The sequence below is a fragment of the Variovorax paradoxus NBRC 15149 genome (assembly GCF_001591365.1).
GTDB classification, from domain to species: domain Bacteria; phylum Pseudomonadota; class Gammaproteobacteria; order Burkholderiales; family Burkholderiaceae_C; genus Variovorax; species Variovorax paradoxus.
Genome location: NZ_BCUT01000002.1, coordinates 444549 through 464125 on the forward strand (window position 1 = coordinate 444549; position 19577 = coordinate 464125).

The following is a 19577-nucleotide window of genomic DNA, read 5'->3' on the forward strand; positions in this document are numbered from 1 at the left end:
GGTACCCACGATGAAAATACGCGCGCAAATCGGCATGGTCCTGAACCTGGACAAGTGCATCGGCTGCCACACCTGCTCGGTCACCTGCAAGAACGTCTGGACCAGCCGGCCCGGCGTCGAGTACGCCTGGTTCAACAACGTGGAGACCAAGCCCGGCATCGGCTACCCCAAGGAATGGGAGAACCAGGGCAAGTGGCAGGGCGGCTGGGTGCGCAAGCCCGACGGCTCGATCGAGCCGCGCCAGGGCGGCAAGTGGAGCCTGCTCATGCGCATCTTCTCCAACCCCAACCTGCCGCAGATCGACGACTACTACGAGCCCTTCACCTTCGACTACGAGCACCTGCAGTCGGCGCCTGCCATGAAGGCGCCGCCGACGGCGCGCCCGCGCAGCCTGATCACCGGCAAGCGCATGGAGAAGATCGAGTGGGGCCCGAACTGGGAAGAGATCCTCGGCGGCGAGTTCGCCAAGCGCAGCAAGGACGCCAACCTCGACAGCTTCGACGCGGTGCAAAAGGAGATGGTCGGCCAGTTCGAGAACACCTTCATGATGTACCTGCCCCGGCTGTGCGAGCACTGCCTGAATCCGGCGTGCGTGGCCTCCTGCCCCTCGGGCTCGATCTACAAGCGCGAGGAAGACGGCATCGTGCTGATCGACCAGGACAAGTGCCGCGGCTGGCGCATGTGCGTCTCGGGCTGCCCCTACAAGAAGATCTACTACAACTGGCAAAGCGGCAAGGCCGAGAAGTGCATCTTCTGCTACCCGCGCATCGAGGCCGGCCAGCCCACCGTCTGTTCGGAAACCTGCGTCGGGCGCATCCGCTACCTGGGCGTGGTGCTGTACGACGCCGACCGCATCCAGGAAGCGGCCAGCGTGCCGGACGAGAAGGACCTGTACGAAGCCCAGCTCGGCATCTTCCTCGACCCGCACGATCCGGAAGTGATCGCGCAGGCCCGGCGCGACGGCATCCCCGAGGCCTGGCTCGAAGGCGCGAAGAAGAGCCCCGTCTACAAGATGGCGATGGAGTGGAAGGTGGCGCTGCCGCTGCACCCCGAGTACCGCACGCTGCCGATGGTCTGGTACGTGCCGCCGCTGTCGCCGATCACCGCGGCCGCCAACGCGGGGCATGTGGGCGCCAAGGGCGCGATTCCCGACGTCACGCAGATGCGCATCCCGGTGCAGTACCTGGCCAACCTGCTGACCGCGGGCGCCACCGAACCGGTGATCCGTGCGCTCGAGCGCATGCTGGCCATGCGCACCTACCAGCGCGGCAAGCACGTCGACGACTTCGCGGACCCGGCCGTGCTGGCGCAGGTCGGCCTGAGCGCCGCCCAGGTCGAAGAGATGTACCAGGTGATGGCCATCGCCAACTACGAAGACCGCTTCGTCATCCCCTCGACGCACCGCGAGTACGCAGAGAACACCTTCGACATGAAGGGCGGCTGCGGCTTCTCGTTCGGCAACGGCTGCTCCGACGGCAGCTCCGAGGCCAGCCTGTTCGGCGCCGCCAAGCGCCGCACGATTCCGATCCACGCCAAGGTCTGACGCCGGGAGCGAAACGATGAAAACCCAACGCCACACCCTTCGCGCGCTCGCCCTGCTGCTCGGCTATCCCGACGCCGAGGCGCGCGCGCTCATGCCCCAGCTGGCCGATGCGATCGACGCCGAAGCGGCGCTGTCGCCGGCGCGCCGCAAGGAGCTGCGGGCACTGGCCCGCGCGCTGGTCTCGGTCGACCCGATCGAGGCCGAGACGCAGTTCGTCGAACTGTTCGACCGCGGCCGCAGCACCTCGCTGCACCTGTTCGAGCATGTGCACGGCGACTCGCGCGAGCGCGGCCCGGCCATGATCGACCTGGTCCAGACCTACGAGAAGTCGGGGCTGCTGCTCGGACCCCATGAAGCGCCCGACCACCTGTGCGTGCTGCTCGAGTTCGCATCGACGCAGCCACCGGCGGTGGCGCGTGCGTTTCTCGGCGAGATGGCGCACATCCTGGCGTCCATCTTCAGCGCGCTGCGCAAGCGCGAGAGCGCCTATGCGAGCGTGCTGGCCGCCGTCATCGAGCTGGCCGGCCACAAGGCCGAAGCGGTGGCCGTGGCCGACGACCAGCCGATCGACGAGAGCTGGGCCGAGCCCATCGTCTTCGACGGCTGCAGCACGCAGGGCCAGGCCCGGCCCGGCGCTGCGCAGCCGATCCACATCGTTCGCAAGGCGGCAGCGCCCGCCGCCCGTGGAGCCCGCATATGAACGCCCTCGACAACTTTCTCTTCGGCATCTATCCGTACATCTGCCTGAGCGTCTTCTTCATCGGCAGCCTGATCCGGTTCGACCGCGACCAATACACCTGGAAGAGCGACTCCTCGCAGCTCTTGCGCGCCGGCCAGCTGCGCTGGGGCAGCAACCTGTTCCACGTGGGCGTGCTGTTCCTGTTCTTCGGCCACAGCGTCGGCATGCTGACGCCGCACTTCCTGTACGAGCCCTTCATCGGCGCCGGCAGCAAGCAGCTGATGGCGATGATCTCGGGCGGCGTGGCCGGCCTGCTGGGCTTTGCCGGCGTCACGATCCTGCTGCACCGGCGGCTCGGCGACGAGCGCATCCGCGTCAACTCCAGGACCAGCGACATCGTGCTGCTGGTGCTGCTGTGGCTGCAGCTGGCGCTCGGCCTGGCCACCATTCCGCTGTCGGCCCAGCATCTGGACGGCAGCATGATGGTGCTGCTGGCCGAATGGGCGCAGCGCATCGTCACCTTCCGCGGCGGCGCGGTGGAACTGCTGGACGGCGCAAGCTGGGTTTTCAAGGCCCACATGTTCCTCGGCATGTCGATCTTCCTGATCTTCCCGTTCACGCGGCTGGTGCATGTCTGGAGCGGCTTTGCGACGGTGGGCTATGTCTTCCGGCCCTACCAGGTGGTGCGCAGCCGCCGTGCGCTGGCACCGCGCAAGCCGGCATCGGCGGCCGCGCCGAGTGCCGCGCCTCATTCGCCGCCAAAGGCGGTGCCGGCCGGGTCCGTGGCCAAGTCGACGGGAGTGGCCCGGTGAGCGCCGGCGGATGCGGCGGCGGCGCTTGCCAGTGCCGCGAAACCGCGGCGCCCGTGCCGACTTCAACCCCGGTGGCCATCGAGGCGGCCGCAAGCGTGACCCCGACCGAGACCGCATGCGCGGCGATCAACGGCGTCGCGCTGCACCTGCCGGGCGAACGCCCGGACGAATACAGCCTGCGCGAGCTGGCCTGGGCCGAGCTGCTGCGGCAAGAGGCCGTCGCGCGCCGGCTGCTGCCGCCTTCGGATGCGCGCCTGGCACCCCGCCTGGGCAACGGCGAGCAGGCGGTGATCCAGCAGATGCTCGACGACGAGATCGAGGTGCCCGCGGCCAGCGAGGACGAATGCCGCCGCTACTACGCGGCGCGCAGCGCGCACTTCGCGATCGGCCGCCGCGTGCATGCACGCCACATCCTGTTTGCGGTGACGGACGGCATCAACGTGGCGGCGCTGGCCGCGCGCGCCGAGCAGGCCCTGCTCGAGCTGCGCCACAGGGAGGCCGCGCCCGGCCGCTTCGCCGAACTCGCGCGGACCCTGTCCAACTGCCCGAGCGGCGCCGACGGCGGCGACCTCGGCTGGATCGGGCCGGACGATTGCGCCGACGAGCTCACGGCCGAGCTGTTCCACAACACCGACCGGCTCGACGCGCCGGGCCTGCATCCACGGCTGGTCCACAGCCGCTACGGCTTCCACATCGTCGAGGTGCTCGCGCGCGATGCGGGGCGGCAGCAATCCTTCGAAGAGGTGGGCCCGCGCATCGCGGTGCAGCTCGCGCAGCAGTCGCGCGCCAAGGCGCTGCACCAGTACATGCAGCTGCTGGCCGGCCGCGCCGAGCTGAGCGGCCTGGTGCTCGAAGGGGCGGACTCCCCGCTGGTGCAGTGAACCGCCAGGGCCGGCACCGGCCCCTATCAACCTGATGTGGAACATGATGGATCGATCCTCTGACGAAACAGCAGTCGCCCTGCAAGCGCTTTCGCGCGATGCGGGCTTGCGCAACTGGCGCCTCAAGGGTGTCGAACGCCTTCCTGTCATCCAGGGCGGCATGGGTGTCGGCGTGTCGGCCGGCCGCCTCGCCGGCACCGTCGCCGGGCTGGGCGGCATGGGCACGATCTCGGCCGTCGACCTGCGCCGGCTGCATCCCGACCTGATGGCCCGCACGGCCCACCTGAACGCCGAGCCGGACGCCGGGCAGCGCATCGACGCCGCCAACCTCGAGGCGCTGGGCCGCGAGATCGCACGGGCGCGCGAGCTCTCGGGCGGGCGCGGCCTGGTCGCCGTGAACGTGATGAAGGCGCTGACCGCCTACGAGGCCTACCTGCGGCATGCCATGACCTGCGGCATCGACGCATTGGTGGTGGGCGCGGGCCTGCCGCTGGACCTGCCCGAGCTCGCGCGCGACCATCCCGAGGTGGCGCTGATCCCCATCCTCTCGGATGCGCGCGGCGTGCAGCTGGTGGTGCGCAAATGGGAGAAGAAGGGGCGCCTGCCCGACGCCATCGTGATCGAGCATCCCCGGCTCGCGGGCGGCCACCTGGGCGCGGCCAAGGTCGCCGACCTGCAGGACCCGCGCTTCGACTTCGACGTCGCGATTCCGCAGGTGCTCGAGTTCTTCAAGACGGCCGGCATCGAGGGGCGCATTCCGCTGATCGCGGCCGGTGGCATCGGCAGCCTCGAGGACATCCGGCGCCTGCAGGGCATCGGCGCCGCGGCGGTGCAGCTGGGCACCGCGTTCGCGGTGACCGCCGAATGCGATGCGCACCCGGCCTTCAAGCAGGTGCTGGCCGACGCCAAGCCCGCCGACATCGTCGAGTTCGTCAGCACCGCGGGCCTGCCCGCGCGCGCGGTGCGCACGCCGTGGCTCGACAAGTACCTGCGGCTGGAGGAGCGGCTGCAGCACAAGGCACACAAGAAGGAGAGCTGCACCATGCGCTTCGACTGCCTGGCGCACTGCGGCCTGCGCGACGGCACCCCGAGCTGGGGCCAGTTCTGCATCGACAAGACACTCGGGCACGCGCTGGAAGGCCACCTGGACCGCGGCCTGTTCTTCCGCGGCGCGGGGGCGCTGCCCTTCGGCAGCGAGATCCGTCCCGTGCGCGACCTGATGCGGTGGCTGCTCGGCGGCATCCGCCCGGCCGGCCTGGCCGGGGAGGCCGCGGCATGAAGCGCGAAGACGCCAGCAACATGGAGCCGCTGCCCGTGCAGCCCATCAGCCGCGACGTGCTGCATGAAAAATACCTGAAGCCGGGCGAGACCGATGCCGAGGCCCTGTTCGCGCGCGTGGCGCGTGCGCTGGCCTCGGTCGAAGCCGAGGAGCAGCGCGCGGCATGGGAGGCGCGCTTCCTCGCCAACCTGCGCGCCGGTGCGATCGGCGCCGGCCGCATCATGAGCGCCGCGGGCACCGAGCTGGAGGCCACGCTGATCAACTGCTTCGTGCAGCCGGTGGGCGACTGCATCCAGGGCCAGGACGCCGGTGGCTACGCCGGCATCTACGAGGCGCTGCGCGAAGCCGCCGAGACCATGCGCCGCGGCGGCGGCGTCGGCTACGACTTCTCGCGCATCCGCCCGCGCGGCGCGCAGGTTCGCACCACCGCGTCCACGGCGTCGGGCCCGTGCAGCTACATCGACGTGTTCGACCGCTCCTGCGCCACGGTGGAGAGCGCGGGCGCGCGCCGCGGCGCACAGATGGGCGTGCTGCGCATCGACCACCCCGACGTGCTGGACTTCATCACGGCCAAGCGCACGCCGGGGCGCTGGAACAACTTCAACGTGTCGGTGGCGGTGAGCGACAAGTTCATGCGTGCGCTGGCGGATGACGAGGAGTGGCCGCTGGTGCACAGCGCCAGGCCCGGCGCCGAGCTGATCGCGCGCGGCGCAGCGCAGACCGCCGACGGCAGCTGGGTCTACCGCAGCCTGCCGGCGCGCGAGCTGTGGGACCTGGTGATGCGCTCAACCTACGACTTCGCCGAGCCCGGCATCCTGTTCACCGACACCATCAACAACGACAACAACCTGCGCTACTGCGAGCACATCGAGGCGACCAACCCCTGCGGCGAGCAGCCGCTGCCGCCGTACGGATGCTGCGACCTCGGGCCGATCGTGCTGACGCGCTTCGTGGACCATCCGTTCGGCATCGGCGGTGCGGCGCACTTCGATCTCGCGCGCTTCGGCGAAGCCGTGGCGCTGCAGGTGCGTGCGCTCGACAACGTGCTGGACCTCACCTTCTGGCCGCTGCCGCAGCAGCGCGCCGAGGCCATGGCCAAGCGCCGCATCGGCGTGGGCTTCACGGGCCTGGGCGACACGCTCGCCATGCTGTGCCTGCGCTACGACCAGCCCGAGGGCCGGGCCATGGCGGTGCGCATCGCGCGCTGCCTGCGCGATGCGGCCTACGCCGCCTCGGTGGCGCTGGCGCGCGAGAAAGGCGCGTTCCCGCTGTTCGACGCCGAGCGCTACCTGGCGCGCGGCAGCTTCGCGAGCCGCCTGGATCCGGCGCTGCAGGAGCAGATCCGCATGCACGGCATCCGCAACAGCCACCTGGTCTCGATCGCGCCCACGGGCACCGTGAGCCTGGCCTTCGCCGACAACGCCTCCAACGGCATCGAGCCGGCGTTCTCGTGGAGCTACCGGCGCAAGAAACGCGAGGCCGACGGCAGCACCACCGAGTACGACGTGGAGGACCACGCCTGGCGCCTGTACCGCTTCCTCGGCGGCGACACCGACCGGCTGCCGGCGTACTTCGTCTCGGCCCAGTCGATGCCCGCGGCCGGCCACCTGGCGATGATGGAAGCGGTGCAGCCCTTCGTCGACACCGCCATCTCGAAGACGGTGAACGTGCCCGCCGATTATCCCTACGAAGACTTCAAGGGCCTCTACCTGCAGGCCTGGACCGCCCGCCTCAAGGGCCTGGCCACCTACCGGCCCAACAGCATCCTGGGCGCCGTGCTGGAGGTCGCGCCGGCCGCGCAGCCGGAGGCCCGCATTGCCGCCGATCCGATGCGCGCGATGATCGAGAGCCGGCCGAAGGGCGCGCTGGATGCCGTCGCCGAGAAGATCGAGTACTGGACGCAGCAGGGCCGGCAGACGCTCTACCTGGTGGTGTCGTTCCTGCCGCTGGCCGACGGCCGCGAGCGGGCGGTGGAATTCTTCATGCCGGTGGGCCAGAGCGGCGAATCGCAGCAATGGATCACCGCGAGCATGCGGCTGCTTTCGCTGGCTGCGCGCGGCGGTTTTCTCGAACGCGCGCTCGCCGACATGCGCAAGGTCGCCTGGGACCGCGGGCCGGTGCGCCTGGGCCACCACCCGAAGGCCGACGGCACCCAGGTGCCGATGTGGCACGACTCCGAAGCGGGCGCCATCGCCTATGCGATCCAGCAGCTGATCGCGCGCCGCGCGGGCCAGGCGCTCGCGGCACCGGACGTGCCGGCAGCGCCGGTGGCCGCGGCGGCCCCGATGGCAGGCGCCAAGTGCCCCGAATGCGGCGCCCACGCCATGATCCGCAAGGACGGCTGCGACTACTGCACGCAGTGCGGCCATCTCGGAAGCTGCGGATGAATGCGGTGGCCCATGCTGCGGCCGAGCCGCCCGCGAGTGCGCGGCAACTGGCCGCGCTGATGGAGGCGCGCCGCACCGTGCTGCCCAGGCGGCTCGGTGCGCCCGGACCCGACCGTGCCGAACTCGAACAGATCCTCGGCGCCGCGGCCTCGGCGCCGGACCACGGCGGCCTGGTGCCCTGGCGCTTCGTCGTCGTTCCGCCGCCGCAGCGCGAGCGGCTTGCCGACGTGTTCGCGCAGGCGCTGCTGCAGCGCGACGACGCCGCCACGCCCGAGCAGCAGGGCCAGGCGCGCGAGAAGGCCTTCCGCGCGCCGCTGCTGATGCTCGCGATCGTGCGGATGGGCCCCGGCAACGCGGAGATCCCGGCCGCCGAGCGCATCCTGTCGGCCGGATGCGCCATCCAGAACATGCTGCTGGCCGCGACCGCCCTGGGCTACGGCTCGGCGCTCACCAGCGGCAAGGCGCTGCAGTCGGACGAACTGCGCGCCCTGTTCGCGCTCGGTCGGCACGACGAGCCGCTGTGCTTCGTCAGCGTGGGTTCGGTGACGGCGCCGAAGGCCGGTCCTGCGCGGCCCGCGCCCAGCCGCTACACGCGCGAACTGGGCGGCGGGCCGGAGCTTTCGCCATGCGGCTGATGCCTTCGGTGCGCGGTGCGCTCAACGGGCTGCTGCTCGGCCTGAACACGCTGCTCGCGTTCGCGCTGATGGTCCCGCCGGCGCTGGTGAAGCTGCTGGTGCCGGCCGACCGCGTGCGTGCCGGTTGCGACCGGGCGCTGAACGCGCTGGCCGGCGGCTGGGTCGCCGTCAACAACGCATGGATCGCCAGCGCATGCCCCATGCCATGGCAGGTCCGCGGCGTCGAGGGCCTGAACCCGCGCGGCTGGTACCTGGTGTCGAGCAACCACCAGAGCTGGGTCGACATCCTGGTGCTGCAGCGCATCTTCCACGGGCGCATTCCCTTCCTCAAGTTCTTTCTCAAGCGCGAGCTGATCTGGGTTCCGGTCATCGGGCTGGCGTGGTGGGCGCTCGACTTTCCGTTCATGAAGCGCGGCCGCGGCACCGGTCGCAGCGACCTTGCGACCACGCGGCGCTCCTGCGAGAAGTTCAAGCGCGTGCCGACGGCCGTCATCAACTTCGTCGAGGGCACGCGCTTCACCGCGGCCAAGCATGCCGCGCAGAACAGCAGCTACCGCCATCTGCTCGAGCCCCGCTCGGGCGGCCTTGGCGTGGCGCTGGCCACCATGGGCGGGCAGTTCGAGGCGATGCTCGACGTGACCATCGTCTACCCCGAAGGGACGCCGAGCTTCTGGGCGCTCCTCAGCGGCGACGTGCGGGCCGTGGCGGTCGATGTCCGCCAGCGCGCCATTCCGCCTCATCTGCTGGGCACGAGCCCGTCGGGCGACAAGGCGCGCCGCGCGCACACCCGCAAGTGGATCGAAGCCCAGTGGCAGGACAAGGACCGCCTGATCCAGGAGCGGCTGGCGGCGCGCCGCGGCGCTCGAAAGTAGCTGGGGCGCGCCTCAGCCGAACCGCACCGGCCGGCCCTCGGTGTCGAGCGCAAGATAGCCGCCGAAGGCCCCGCTTCGCACGCCCTCGACCATGGCTTCGAGCGCGCTGTCGATGCGTTCGGCCGAGGGCGGCTGCCCGTTCGCGCCGGACAGGCCGGCCGCGAACATCACGCGCCACGGCAGGCTCGCGCGGCGCGATTCGGCCACCAGTGCGGCAAAGGTGCTGAGCTCCGGCAGGCTTTTTTCCACGCAGGCCACGGGCGTCAGCGCGCCGCCCTGCCCCGCCTCGAAACGTGCACGCTGCGCCGCATCGGCGTCGCCGGGCAATTCGGCTTCGGCGAACACGAACAGCAGGCGCTGCGGCTCGGGCTGGGCCGCCGCGGCCTGCAGCAGCTGGTCGAAAAGAGAGGACGAAGAAGAGGAAGGCATGCCGCGAGCGTCGCCGCTGCCTTCGCTCCTGATGTTGATGCAGATCAAGGGGCGCCGCACGCGCCTTCCTAGCATAGGTGCATCCGAAATACACCTTTCAGATCCCTTCGCTCCCACCGAGGAAAACCCATGAAATCCGCACCCTCCTCCATCGTCGATGTCCGCAGGCTCGAGCCGCGTTTTCGCCATGCGCACATCTTCTCCACCTTTGCCGCCCTCGACGTCGGCAGCGCCATCGAACTGGTGAACGACCACGATCCCCGGCCGCTGTATGCGCAGTTCCAGTCGCAGTGGCCCGACCGGTTCGCATGGAACTACCTCGAGCAGGGCCCCACGGTCTGGCGCGTGGCCATCACCAAGGTGCCGGCTTTCGACGCGCATGCGAGCGGCGGCTGCTGCGGTGGATGCGGCGGCGCGTGAGCACCATCGATCCGGATTCCCAAGAAGGAAACATCATGAGCAACAACAACCGGCTGTGGCGCTGGCTCGCTTTCATCTTCGTGCTGTCGTTCGGTGCGCTCGGCTACCTGGGCGTGCAGATCTACCTGACCGCGCCACCGATCCCGAGCGCGGTCGCGAGTTCCGACGGCGAGCAGATCTTCACCGGCGAGCAGATCCGGCGTGGCCAGCAGGTCTGGCTGTCGGCCGGCGGGCAGCAGCTGGGCTCGGTGTGGGGGCACGGCAGCTACGTCGCGCCCGACTGGTCCGCCGACTGGCTGCACCGCGAGGCCGTGGCGCTGCGCAACCGCCACGCCCAGGCCTTTCGCAAGGACTTCGACTCGCTGAGCCCGGCGGACCGCGGCGCGCTCGCGGCCACGGTGGTCGAGCAGATGCGGCGCAACACCTACGACGCAGCCAGCGGCGTGATCACCGTGCCGGCCGACCGCGCGCAAGCGATCCGCGAGGTGGCGGCGCACTACGACGCGCTGTTCGGCGACGACAGCTCGCTCGCCACGCTGCGCAGCCAGTACGCGATGACGCCGGGCACGCTGCCCGACCGCGCCGATCGCCAGGCGCTCACCGCCTTCTTCTTCTGGACCTCCTGGGCCGCGGCCACCGACCGGCCCGGAGAAACGGGCCTCAGCTACACCAGCAACTGGCCGCACGAGCCGCTGGTGGGCAACACCATGACCAGCTCGGCCGCGGTCTGGTCGATGGCCAGCATCTGCCTGCTGCTGGCGGCCATTGCGGCCATGCTGTGGCTGCACGGCAGCCAGCGGCACGAGGCCGAAGCGCAGCCGCCCCAGGCGGACCCGCTGCTGGGCGCCGTGGCCACGCCCTCGATGAAGGCCACGCGCAAGTACTTCTTCGCGGTGATCGGCCTCATGCTGCTGCAGATCGCGATGGGCATCGTCACGGCGCACTACGCGGTCGAGGGCGATTCGTTCTTCGGCCTTCCGCTGGCCGAGCTGCTGCCCTACGTGGTGAGCCGCACAGTACACACGCAGATCGGCATCTTCTGGATCGCCACCGCGTGGCTGGCCACGGGCCTGTACATCGCGCCGCTGCTGTCCGGCCGCGAGCCCAGGCTGCAGAAGCTCGGGGTCGACGTGCTGTTCTGGGCACTGATCGCCATCGTGGTCGGCTCCACGCTGACGGGCTGGCTCGGCACCTTGCAGCACCGCGGCGTCGACTTCAGCTTCTGGCTCGGCAACCAGGGCCTCGAATACACCAGCATGGGCCGTGTCTGGCAAGTGCTGCTGTTCGTGGGCCTGCTGTTCTGGGTCTTCCTGCTGGGCCGTGCGCTGTGGCCCGCGCTGGTCAAGCCTTCGGCCTCGCGCGGCCTGATCGCGATGGTGTTCCTGTCGGCCACCTGCATCGGCGGCTTCTATTCGACCTCGCTGGTGTGGGGACAGCACACGCACTACTCGATGATCGAGTACTGGCGCTGGTGGCTGGTGCACCTCTGGGTGGAGGGCTTCTTCGAGGTGTTCGCCACCGCGGTGGTCGCGCTGATCTTCACGCGCCTGGGGCTGGTGCGTACCGAGAGCGCCAACCGCGCCATCATCGCCGAGACCATCGTGTTCCTGTTCGGCGGCATCCTGGGCACGCTGCACCACCTCTACTTCACCGGCACGCCGACCTCGGTGATCGCCGTGGGCGCCGTGTTCTCGGCGCTCGAAGTGGTGCCGCTCACGCTGATCGGCCTGGAGGCCCTGCAGACATGGCGCCGTTCGCAGGCCATGCCCTGGCTCGGCGCCTACAAGTGGATCGTCATGTGCTTCGTGGCCGTCGGCTTCTGGAACACGATTGGCGCCGGCGTGCTCGGCTTCGCAATCAATCCGCCGGCCTCGCTCTACTACGTGCAGGGGCTCAACATGACGGCCGCGCACGGCCATGCCGCGCTCTTCGGCGTCTACGGCATGCTGGGCATCGGGCTGATGCTGTTCTGCCTGCGCGGCCTCTACGAGCGCCAGCTGCATGCCGACCGGCTGCTCAAGCCGGCGTTCTGGAGCCTCAACATCGGCCTGGCGATGATGGTGTTCCTGTCGCTGCTGCCCGCGGGCATCTACCAGGCCTGGGCCAGCGTCACGCAGGGGCTGTGGTTCGCGCGCTCGGCCGAGCTCGTGCACTCCCGCGTGATGGAGGCGCTGGTGTGGATGCGGGTGCCGGGCGACGTCGTCTTTGCCGTGGGCGCGGTGCTGCTCGCGGCCTATGCGCTGCGGCTGCTGCGCCGTCCGGCGGTGCAGGCTGCGCCGCAAGCCTGGCCGCACGCCAAGGGCCTTGCCGTCCAGGCAGGCCATGTGGCCGAGCAGTGACGCGGCGCGATCGAAGCCATGAAGCTCACCGCCTTCACCGACTACAGCCTGCGCGTGCTGATCTACCTGGCCGCGCAGCCCGGGCGCCGCGCCACCATCGGCGAGATCGCCGCATCCTTTGCGGTGTCCGAGCATCACCTGACCAAGGTGGTGCACTTCCTGGGCAAGGAGGGCTGGCTGGCCAACGTCCGAGGCAAGGGCGGCGGCCTGGCGCTCGCGAAGCCGCCCGAGGCGATCAACATCGGCGACGTGGTGCAGCGCACCGAGGGCGGCGCCCTCGTGGAGTGCTTTGGAGAAGGCGGCGGCGCCTGCCGCATCACCGGCCTGTGCCGCCTGCAGGGCATCCTGGGCGAAGCCGTGGCGGCGTTCCACGCGGTGCTTCAGCGCTACACGCTGGCCGACCTCGTGCGCAACCGCGAGGCGCTGGCCACGGTGTTCCTGGCAGGCCGCATCGGCGCGGCGCACGCCGAACGGGAGGCAGCGTGAGTTCGCCCGCGGACACGGCCGCCTTCCCGTACGAAGGGCCCGAGCCGCTGCGCGAGCCGCTCGCAGCAGCGCTCGCGCGCGTGGTCGATCCGGAAATCTCGATGAACATCGTCGACGTGGGCCTGGTCTACGGCGTCACGGTGGATGCCGCCATGGCGCATGTGCGGCTCACGATGACCTCCGCGGCCTGCCCGGTGATCGATCTCATCATGGACGAGGCGGAAGCCGAACTCGACAAGGTGGTGCCGCCCGAGCTCCAGATCCGCGTCGAGCTGGTGTGGGAGCCGCCCTGGAGCCCCGAGCGCATGAGTGCCGGCGCCAGAAAGTTCATGGGATGGTAGGCGTTGCAAGCCCCGCCGCCCGCAGGGGACGGCCAATGAAGACATCGCCGATGCGCGGCCGGGCTCTCGCGCGCGTGCTGTTCGGCGCGCTGGCCGGCGCGTCGCTGGTGGGCGGCATCGCGGGCGGACTCTGGCGGCTCGGTGTCGCGGTGCCGGACCCGCATTCCTTCGCCTGGACCGGCCAGCTGCTGCTGGTGCATGCCGCACTGATGATCTGCGGCTTCCTGGGCACCGTGGTCGGCATCGAGCGCGCGGTGGCCGTCAAGCATCGCTGGGCATTCGCGGCGCCGCTGGCATCGGGCACCGGCGCGCTGTGCCTGGTCTTCGGGCAGCAGGCCGCCGGCGCGTGGCTCGGCGTGGCGGCGGCGGTGTGCTTCCTGGCGGTGAACGCGGTGGTGGTGCGGCGCCAGCGCGCCGCGCACACGCTGCTGCTCGCGGCCGGCGCGGCGGCGTGGGCGGTCGGCAACCTGATGCTCGCAATCGGCCGCGACGGCGGCGCCGTGTTCCCGTGGTGGTTCGCCTTCCTGGTCATGACGATCGCGGCCGAACGGCTCGAGATGACGCGGCTCATGCGCCGGCGTCCCGCGGCCAGCCTGACGCTGCAGGCGGTGCTGGCGCTGCTGCTGGCCGGCGCCGCATGGTCGGGCACGGCCCCGCGCGCCGGCGGACTCGCCTACGGCACGGCGCTCGCGCTGCTGGCCGTGTGGCTCGCGGTGTTCGACATCGCGCGGCGCACGGTGGCCACGCACGGCATCAGCCGCTACATGGCGGTGTGCCTGCTGGGCGGCTATGCCTGGCTCGGCATCGCCGGCGCGGCCTGGGCCGCGGCCGCGCTCGGAGGGCCCACGCGCGACATCGCACTGCACGCGCTGGGGCTGGGCTTCGTCGTCAGCATGGTGATGGGGCATGCGCCGGTCGTGCTGCCGGCCATCGCGCGCATCAAGCTGCACTTCGGCGCCTTCTTCTACCTGCCGCTGGCCGCGCTGCACCTGTCGCTGGTCGTGCGGTTGGTGCTGGGGAGCTTCAGCGATCCGCTGCGCGCCGCCGGCGCTTCGCTCAATGCGGCCGCGATTGTCTTCTTTGCCGTCACGGTGGCCGGCGCGGCCGTTGCGTGGCGCATCCAACATGGCGCCGAGGGCGCCCGAAAGGACTGACCGTGGCATCCTTCATTCCGCTCGAACCTGCACAGCCTCCTTCCACCCGGACACCGGCCTTTGCGCTGTGGCAGCTCGGCTTCCGGCCCTTCTACCTGCTGGCCAGCGGCTTCGCGGCGCTGTCCATCGCGCTGTGGGCGATGCAGTTCGCGGGCTGGCTGCCCGGCGCCTACCTGCAGGGGCCGATGTGGCATGCGCACGAGATGCTGTTCGGCTTCGCGCTCGCGGTGATCGTCGGATTCCTTTTCACCGCGGGGCGCAACTGGTCGGGGCAGCCCACGCCCACGGGGCTGCTGCTGGCGGCGCTGGCACTGGTCTGGGTGGCGGGCCGCGTGCTCGTGCTCACGCCTTTTGCGTGGACAGCCGCCGTGGCCAACGCGGCGTTTCCGCTCGCCTGCGCGCTGGCGCTGGCGCGCCCGCTGGTGGCCGCGCGCAACCGGCGCAACTACTTCTTCGTCGGCTTGCTGCTGCTGCTCTCGGGCGCCGCATTCGCCTTTCACCTGTCGGCGCTCGGCGTGATCGAGGTGCCGGCGTGGCTGGGCATCCAGGTGGCGCTGGACGTGCTGCTGTTCATCATGGCCGTGATGGCGGGCCGGGTGGTGCCGATGTTCACCAACAACGGCATCTCGGGCGCCGGCGCCACGCGGCACGCCCTGGTCGAGAAGGCCGCGCTGGGGCTGGTGCTTGCGCTGCTGCTGGCTGATGCCACGGGCCTGCCACCGGTCGCCGGAGCGGCGCTCGCCTTGGCAGCGGCGCTCGCGCATCTGGTGCGCTGGCTGCTCTGGCGGCCCTGGAAGGCGCCCGCCAATACGCTGGTGCTGGTGCTGCACGTGGCCTACGCATGGATTCCGGTGCACCTCGCACTGCGGGCGCTCGCGCTGCACGGCGCGGTGCCGGCATCGCTCGCCACCCATGCGCTGACCGTGGGCGCCGCGGGCGGACTCATCATCGGCATGATGGTGCGCACGTCGCGCGGCCACACCGGCCGGGTGCTGCGCGCCGACCAGGTCGACACGGCCTGCTTCGTGCTGGTTCTGCTCGCCGCGCTGGTGCGGATTCTCGTGCCGCTGGCCGCGCCGGCGCACACGGTCGCCGCGGTGCTTTGTTCCGCCGCATTCTGGAGCCTGGGCTTCGGCCTCTATGCGGTGCGCTACTGGCCGGTGCTGACCCGGGCCCGGGCGGACGGCAAGCCCGGCTGAGCGCCCCCTGCACGCAGGAGCCTTGCGCTTCGGCCAGCGGAGATCAAGTCTTCGCGCGCCAGCGCGCCTCGAGCGCCGCGATGTCCACTGCGTCCTCGGTGAAGACCTCGATGGCCAGCGTGCGCTCGTCGGCTTCCAGGGGCTCGTGCACTGCGAGCTGGCGCGCCAGCACCTCCAGGCTGGCCTCCGACGCGTCCGTGCCCTCGGCTCCGCGTTCGGCCACGCGGCGGCGCAGCACCGCTTCGGCGGCACGGCAGTCCAGGATCGCGAAAGGCAGGCCGAGCTCGGCCGCCAGCACCTGGAAGCTGCGCCGCTCGGCGCTGCGCAGGAAGGCCGCATCCACGATCACCGGATACCCTGCCAGCAACGCGTCGCGCGCGCAGGCCCGCAAGCGCTCGAAGGTCCGCCGCGTGGCCTCCGCGCCGTAGATGGCCAGGCCCCGCTCGGCGGAGCGGGCGAGCGGATCGAGGCCGAACAGGCGCTTGCGCTCCACGTCGGAACGGATGCGCACCGCGCCCGCAGCGCACAGCAGCTGCGAGGCGATGGTCGATTTGCCGGAACCCGAGAACCCGTGCGTGATCAACAGGCGCGTCCGCCCCCGCGGGCTGTGCGCCAACTGTGCGGCGCAGGCCAGGTAGTCGGGCTTCGATGCGGCCTGCGGCCCCAGGCCCGCGGCCATGGCCCGCACCAGCGCCCGGTACACCTCGTAGAAGCCGAGCACCTGCAGGCCCGCATGGTCGCCGCTGTGCTGCAGCCACGCATCCAGGAAGCGGAACGCCAGGTCGGGGCGGCCATGGGCCTTCAGGTCCATGCTGAGGAATGCGATGTCGCTCATCACGTCGATCCGGCGCATCATGGGATCGAACTCGATGCAGTCGAAGGCGGTGAGTTCGCCGTCCACCAGGACGACATTGGCCATGTGCAGGTCGCCGTGGCATTCGCGCACCGCGCCACTCTGCTGGCGCGCGATCCAGGCCATGTGCAGTGCCTGCGCGCGTTCGCGGATCCATGCGGACAGGGTCGCGAGACGGCTGTCGCTGCGTTGCACGAGCAGCTGGCTCACGACATCGACGGCCGCACGAACGATGGCGTCCGGCGCGCCGAATGCGGACGGTGGCACCACGCGCTCGGCCGCACCCTGTAGCGCCGCCAGCCGCCGCGCGAAGCCGTCGAGCCAGGCCGGCTCCAGCCGCCCGGCCGCGAGCAGGTTGCGCAGCAGCGACGACTCCGGAAAGCGCCGCATGCGGACCACGTGGTCGATCGACACGCCGTCGCCGCCGAGCCGCGGCGCCTCGCGCGCGCCGCACACCGGCACCACGTCCAGGTACAGCGACGGTGCGAAACGCCGGTTGAGGCGCAGTTCTTCCTCGCAGAAATGCTTGCGCGCCGCGATGCTTGCGAAGTCGACGAAGGGAAAGCGCACGGGCTTCTTGAGCTTGTAGGCGTGCGTTGCCGTCAGCAGCACCCACGAGATGTGCGTCTCGACCAGCTCGACGCGCGCGCCGGTTTCCCGCTGCAGTGATTCGCGCAGCGCCTGCACCAGTGTCGTGTCCATCTGTCCTGTTTCCGATTCAATGGCGATGAGAATCAACGAAAAGGCGCCACGCCGCCCAACTGGCCGGCAGCGCGGCCCACAGGGCCCAGTGCGGCGGCAGGGTCGCCAGGCCGAACCGTGCGCCGACGCCCGGCACACCGGTCAGCAGGACCCAGACCACGCAGACGCCCACCAGCAGCGCATGGAACACCGCGTTGGCGTGCGTGCGCCCGAAGCCGGCCCCCCGGAACCACACCAGCAGCAACAGGTTGCCGAGCACGATCGAGCCCAGGCTCGCCAGGCGCAGCACCTCCGGCGAAGCGCCGCGCTCGCGGCACACCCATTGCACCAGCGCCACGCCGGCAAACGCAAGCCCGCCGAGCGCCAGCGCGCGGCCGGCCGAGCCCAGCGAGAACAGCGTGTCCTCCTTGCGGCGCGGCGGCACGTCCATGCTGTCGTCCGGCGCGGGCTCGGCCTCGAAGACCAGCGAACAGGCCGGGTCGATCAGCAGCTCCAGCAGCACCACGTGCAGCGGCAGCAGCAGCACCGGCCCGCCCAGCACGACTGGGATCAGCGCCACGCCGACGATGGGCACGTGCACCGCGAAGAGATAGCCCAGGGCCTTGCGCAGGTTGGTGAAGATGCGCCGGCCGGCGCGCACGGCGTCGACCAGCGAGGTGAAGTTGTCGTCCGTCAGCACCAGCGAGGCGGCCTCGCGCGCGACATCCGTGCCGCGCTGGCCCATCGTGACGCCGATGTCGGCCGCCTTGAGCGCCGGCGCGTCGTTGACGCCGTCGCCCGTCATCGCGACGACCTCGCCGCGCTGCTGCAGGGCCTGCACGATGCGCAGCTTCTGCGCCGGATCGACCCGCGCGAACACCTGCACCTCGCGCACGCAATCCCGCAGCGCGTCGTCGTCCATGGCGGCGAGCGCTGCGCCGGTCATCACATGCGCCGCGGCGCCATCGACGAGCCCGGCCTGCCGCGCGATCGACCGCGCCGTGAGGGCGGCATCGCCGGTGATCATCACCACGCGCACGCCCGCGCGCCGGCACGCCTGCACGGCAGCGGGCACTTCGTCGCGCAAGGGATCCATGAAGCCGAGCAGGCCCAGCGGCGTGAGCCGAAGGCCCTCGGGCAGCGCGGCGTCGTCGCCGGGCGCGGCAGCGCGGCCCTCGGCCACCGCGAGCACACGCAGGCCGGCGGCGCTCCAGCGGTCGGCCGCCTCGCGCAACCGTTGCGCCAGCGCCGGATCGGCGCCGCAAAGACCGAGCACGGCCTCCGCCGCGCCCTTGACCGCCACGGCCTCGCCGGGCACGCCGGGCGCGTGCCACCAATGCACCACGTAGGGCGAGCCCTCGCGGATCCCCCGGCGCACGCCGGGCGCCCAGGCCGGATCGGAGCGCAGGCCCGCAGCCTCGGCGGCCGCGCGCACCGCCCGGTCCATCGGTTCGACGCCCTCCGCGTTGCTGGCGCGGACCGCGGCCTGCAGCAGGCGATGGAAGCGCTGCGCCGCCGCCTCGCCCGCTTCGTGCAACTCGCATTCGCCGGCACCGTCGTGCAGGGCCGCCAGCGCCATGCGGTTTCGCGTCAGCGTGCCGGTCTTGTCCACGCACAGCACGGTGATGGTGCCGAGCGCCTCGATGGCCTGGGGCTGGCGGGTAAGCACGTTCGACTTCGCAAGACGCCAGCCGCCGAGCGCCAGCATCACGCTCCAGACGACCGCGAACTCCTCGGGGATCAGCGACATCGCCAGCGTCAGCCCGACCAGCAGGCCCTGGGTCCACGAGCCCTCCCGCAGCGCGAACACGGTGGCCGCGGCCAGGCAGGTGAAGGCCGCGAGCCAGGCCACCCGCCGCACCAGTTGCTGCAGTTCGTCCTGCAGCCGGCTGGCGCGCGGCGCGAGCTGCGCGATGGACCGGTGGATGGCGCCCAGCGCGGTGTGGGCGCCCGTGCCCGTCACCTCGGCCACGCCGTCGCCGCGCACCACCAGGCTGCCCGCGAGGAGCACGTCCGCCCGGCCCTCGCTGCCGCCCGGGCCACCGGCACGCTTGGCCAGCGGCATCGACTCGCCAGTGAGCAAGGATTCGTCGACCTGCAGCCCGACGGCCTCGACCAGCCGCGCGTCGGCGGACAGGCGGTCGCCTTCGTTCACCAGCAGGCAGTCGCCGCGCACCAGTTCGCGGCTCGCGATCCGTACGGGACGCCCCTGCCGCACGACGGTGCAGCGCGGACTGGACAGGTCCTTGAGCGCTTCCAGGACCCGCTCGGTACGCTGCTCCTGGTAGATCGACAGTCCGCCCACCAGCAGCACGGACACCGCGAGCATGCCGGCCTCGCTCAGGTCGCCGAGCAGGGCATAGAGCGCTGCGGCGGCCAGCAGCAGCATGAACATCGGCTGCGTCAGCGCGCCCCAGGCGATGCGGGCCAGGCCCTTGCGGGAAACGGAGGGCAGGACATTCGGGCCGTCGCGGCGCAAGCGCCGTGCGGCCTCGGCGTCGGCCAGGCCCGGGGGCGGGTTGTCGCGCACGGAGATCTTTCTTGGGTTGCGTGGGAGCGGGCCTGCCGTGCCGGCGCGCGCCCGCGG

The 19577-nt window shown here is 71.1% G+C and carries 17 protein-coding genes; 14 read left to right on the plus strand and 3 right to left on the minus strand.

The genetic code is table 11. The annotated features are described in order from the left end of the window. Window positions 1–10: 10 nt before the first annotated feature. Genes narH through yihG form a run of 8 tightly spaced genes read left to right on the plus strand, consistent with a single transcriptional unit; the run spans window position 11 to window position 9088 of the window. Entirely contained in the window at window positions 11–1543 is a 1533-nt protein-coding gene (gene narH, locus VPA02S_RS16875) for a nitrate reductase subunit beta (RefSeq protein ID WP_026284171.1), read from the plus strand. Between the two features lie 16 nt (window positions 1544–1559). Beyond that, window positions 1560–2243, plus strand: a complete 684-nt coding sequence (gene narJ, locus VPA02S_RS16880) for a nitrate reductase molybdenum cofactor assembly chaperone (protein ID WP_062364856.1) — start codon at window positions 1560–1562, stop codon at window positions 2241–2243. Continuing rightward, window positions 2240–3034, plus strand: a complete 795-nt coding sequence (gene narI / locus VPA02S_RS16885) for a respiratory nitrate reductase subunit gamma (RefSeq protein ID WP_062364857.1) — start codon at window positions 2240–2242, stop codon at window positions 3032–3034. The genes narJ and narI overlap by 4 nt, the downstream gene beginning before the upstream one ends. Before the next feature lie 53 nt (window positions 3035–3087). Then, the gene (locus VPA02S_RS16890) at window positions 3088–3915 is read left to right on the plus strand and encodes a peptidylprolyl isomerase (RefSeq protein ID WP_244883550.1); all 828 of its coding nucleotides are present in this window, start codon (window positions 3088–3090) and stop codon (window positions 3913–3915) included. A gap of 46 nt (window positions 3916–3961) precedes the next feature. Further along, the gene (locus tag VPA02S_RS16895) at window positions 3962–5194 is read left to right on the plus strand and encodes an NAD(P)H-dependent flavin oxidoreductase (RefSeq protein ID WP_062365384.1); all 1233 of its coding nucleotides are present in this window, start codon (window positions 3962–3964) and stop codon (window positions 5192–5194) included. Beyond that, window positions 5191–7581, plus strand: coding sequence for an adenosylcobalamin-dependent ribonucleoside-diphosphate reductase (locus tag VPA02S_RS16900; RefSeq protein ID WP_062364859.1), 2391 nt, complete (start codon window positions 5191–5193; stop codon window positions 7579–7581). The genes VPA02S_RS16895 and VPA02S_RS16900 overlap by 4 nt, the downstream gene beginning before the upstream one ends. Then, window positions 7578–8216 (plus strand): nitroreductase family protein, encoded by a 639-nt coding sequence (locus VPA02S_RS16905; protein WP_062364860.1) that lies wholly within the window; start codon window positions 7578–7580, stop codon window positions 8214–8216. Before VPA02S_RS16900 ends, VPA02S_RS16905 begins: the two co-directional genes overlap by 4 nt. Then, entirely contained in the window at window positions 8216–9088 is an 873-nt protein-coding gene (yihG, locus tag VPA02S_RS16910; protein WP_062365385.1) for a 1-acylglycerol-3-phosphate O-acyltransferase, YihG family, read from the plus strand. Before VPA02S_RS16905 ends, yihG begins: the two co-directional genes overlap by 1 nt. Window positions 9089–9100: 12 nt before the next feature. Here the strand turns inward: yihG and VPA02S_RS16915 are convergent, their stop codons facing one another. Continuing rightward, window positions 9101–9517, minus strand: coding sequence for a hypothetical protein (locus tag VPA02S_RS16915; protein ID WP_062365386.1), 417 nt, complete (start codon window positions 9515–9517; stop codon window positions 9101–9103). Between the two features lie 129 nt (window positions 9518–9646). Here VPA02S_RS16915 and VPA02S_RS16920 point away from each other — a divergent pair, with 129 nt between their 5' ends. Genes VPA02S_RS16920 through VPA02S_RS16945 form a run of 6 tightly spaced genes read left to right on the plus strand, consistent with a single transcriptional unit; the run spans window position 9647 to window position 15456 of the window. Then, a complete protein-coding gene (locus VPA02S_RS16920) occupies window positions 9647–9937 on the plus strand; it encodes a DUF2249 domain-containing protein (protein WP_062364861.1) in 291 nt (96 codons plus the stop codon). A 35-nt stretch (window positions 9938–9972) separates the two neighbouring features. After that, complete coding sequence (locus VPA02S_RS16925; protein WP_062365387.1) at window positions 9973–12276, plus strand: nitric-oxide reductase large subunit; 2304 nt, start codon at window positions 9973–9975, stop codon at window positions 12274–12276. An 18-nt stretch (window positions 12277–12294) separates the two neighbouring features. Next, entirely contained in the window at window positions 12295–12762 is a 468-nt protein-coding gene (locus VPA02S_RS16930; RefSeq protein ID WP_062364862.1) for an Rrf2 family transcriptional regulator, read from the plus strand. After that, window positions 12759–13103 (plus strand): metal-sulfur cluster assembly factor, encoded by a 345-nt coding sequence (locus VPA02S_RS16935; RefSeq protein ID WP_062364863.1) that lies wholly within the window; start codon window positions 12759–12761, stop codon window positions 13101–13103. Before VPA02S_RS16930 ends, VPA02S_RS16935 begins: the two co-directional genes overlap by 4 nt. 35 nt (window positions 13104–13138) lie before the next feature. Continuing rightward, window positions 13139–14257 carry a DUF8744 domain-containing protein gene (locus tag VPA02S_RS16940; RefSeq protein WP_244883552.1) on the plus strand — a complete coding sequence of 373 codons (1119 nt, stop codon included), beginning with the start codon at window positions 13139–13141 and terminating at the stop codon, window positions 14255–14257. A 2-nt stretch (window positions 14258–14259) separates the two neighbouring features. After that, window positions 14260–15456 (plus strand): NnrS family protein, encoded by a 1197-nt coding sequence (locus VPA02S_RS16945; protein WP_062364865.1) that lies wholly within the window; start codon window positions 14260–14262, stop codon window positions 15454–15456. A 43-nt stretch (window positions 15457–15499) separates the two neighbouring features. On the opposite strand, the gene VPA02S_RS16950 is transcribed toward VPA02S_RS16945, so the two are convergent. Both VPA02S_RS16950 and VPA02S_RS16955 read right to left on the minus strand, forming a co-directional pair. Then, a complete protein-coding gene (locus VPA02S_RS16950; protein ID WP_081247565.1) occupies window positions 15500–17011 on the minus strand; it encodes a bifunctional aminoglycoside phosphotransferase/ATP-binding protein in 1512 nt (503 codons plus the stop codon). A 16-nt stretch (window positions 17012–17027) separates the two neighbouring features. Continuing rightward, complete coding sequence (locus VPA02S_RS16955) at window positions 17028–19520, minus strand: cation-translocating P-type ATPase (protein WP_062364866.1); 2493 nt, start codon at window positions 19518–19520, stop codon at window positions 17028–17030. Window positions 19521–19577: the final 57 nt, after the last annotated feature.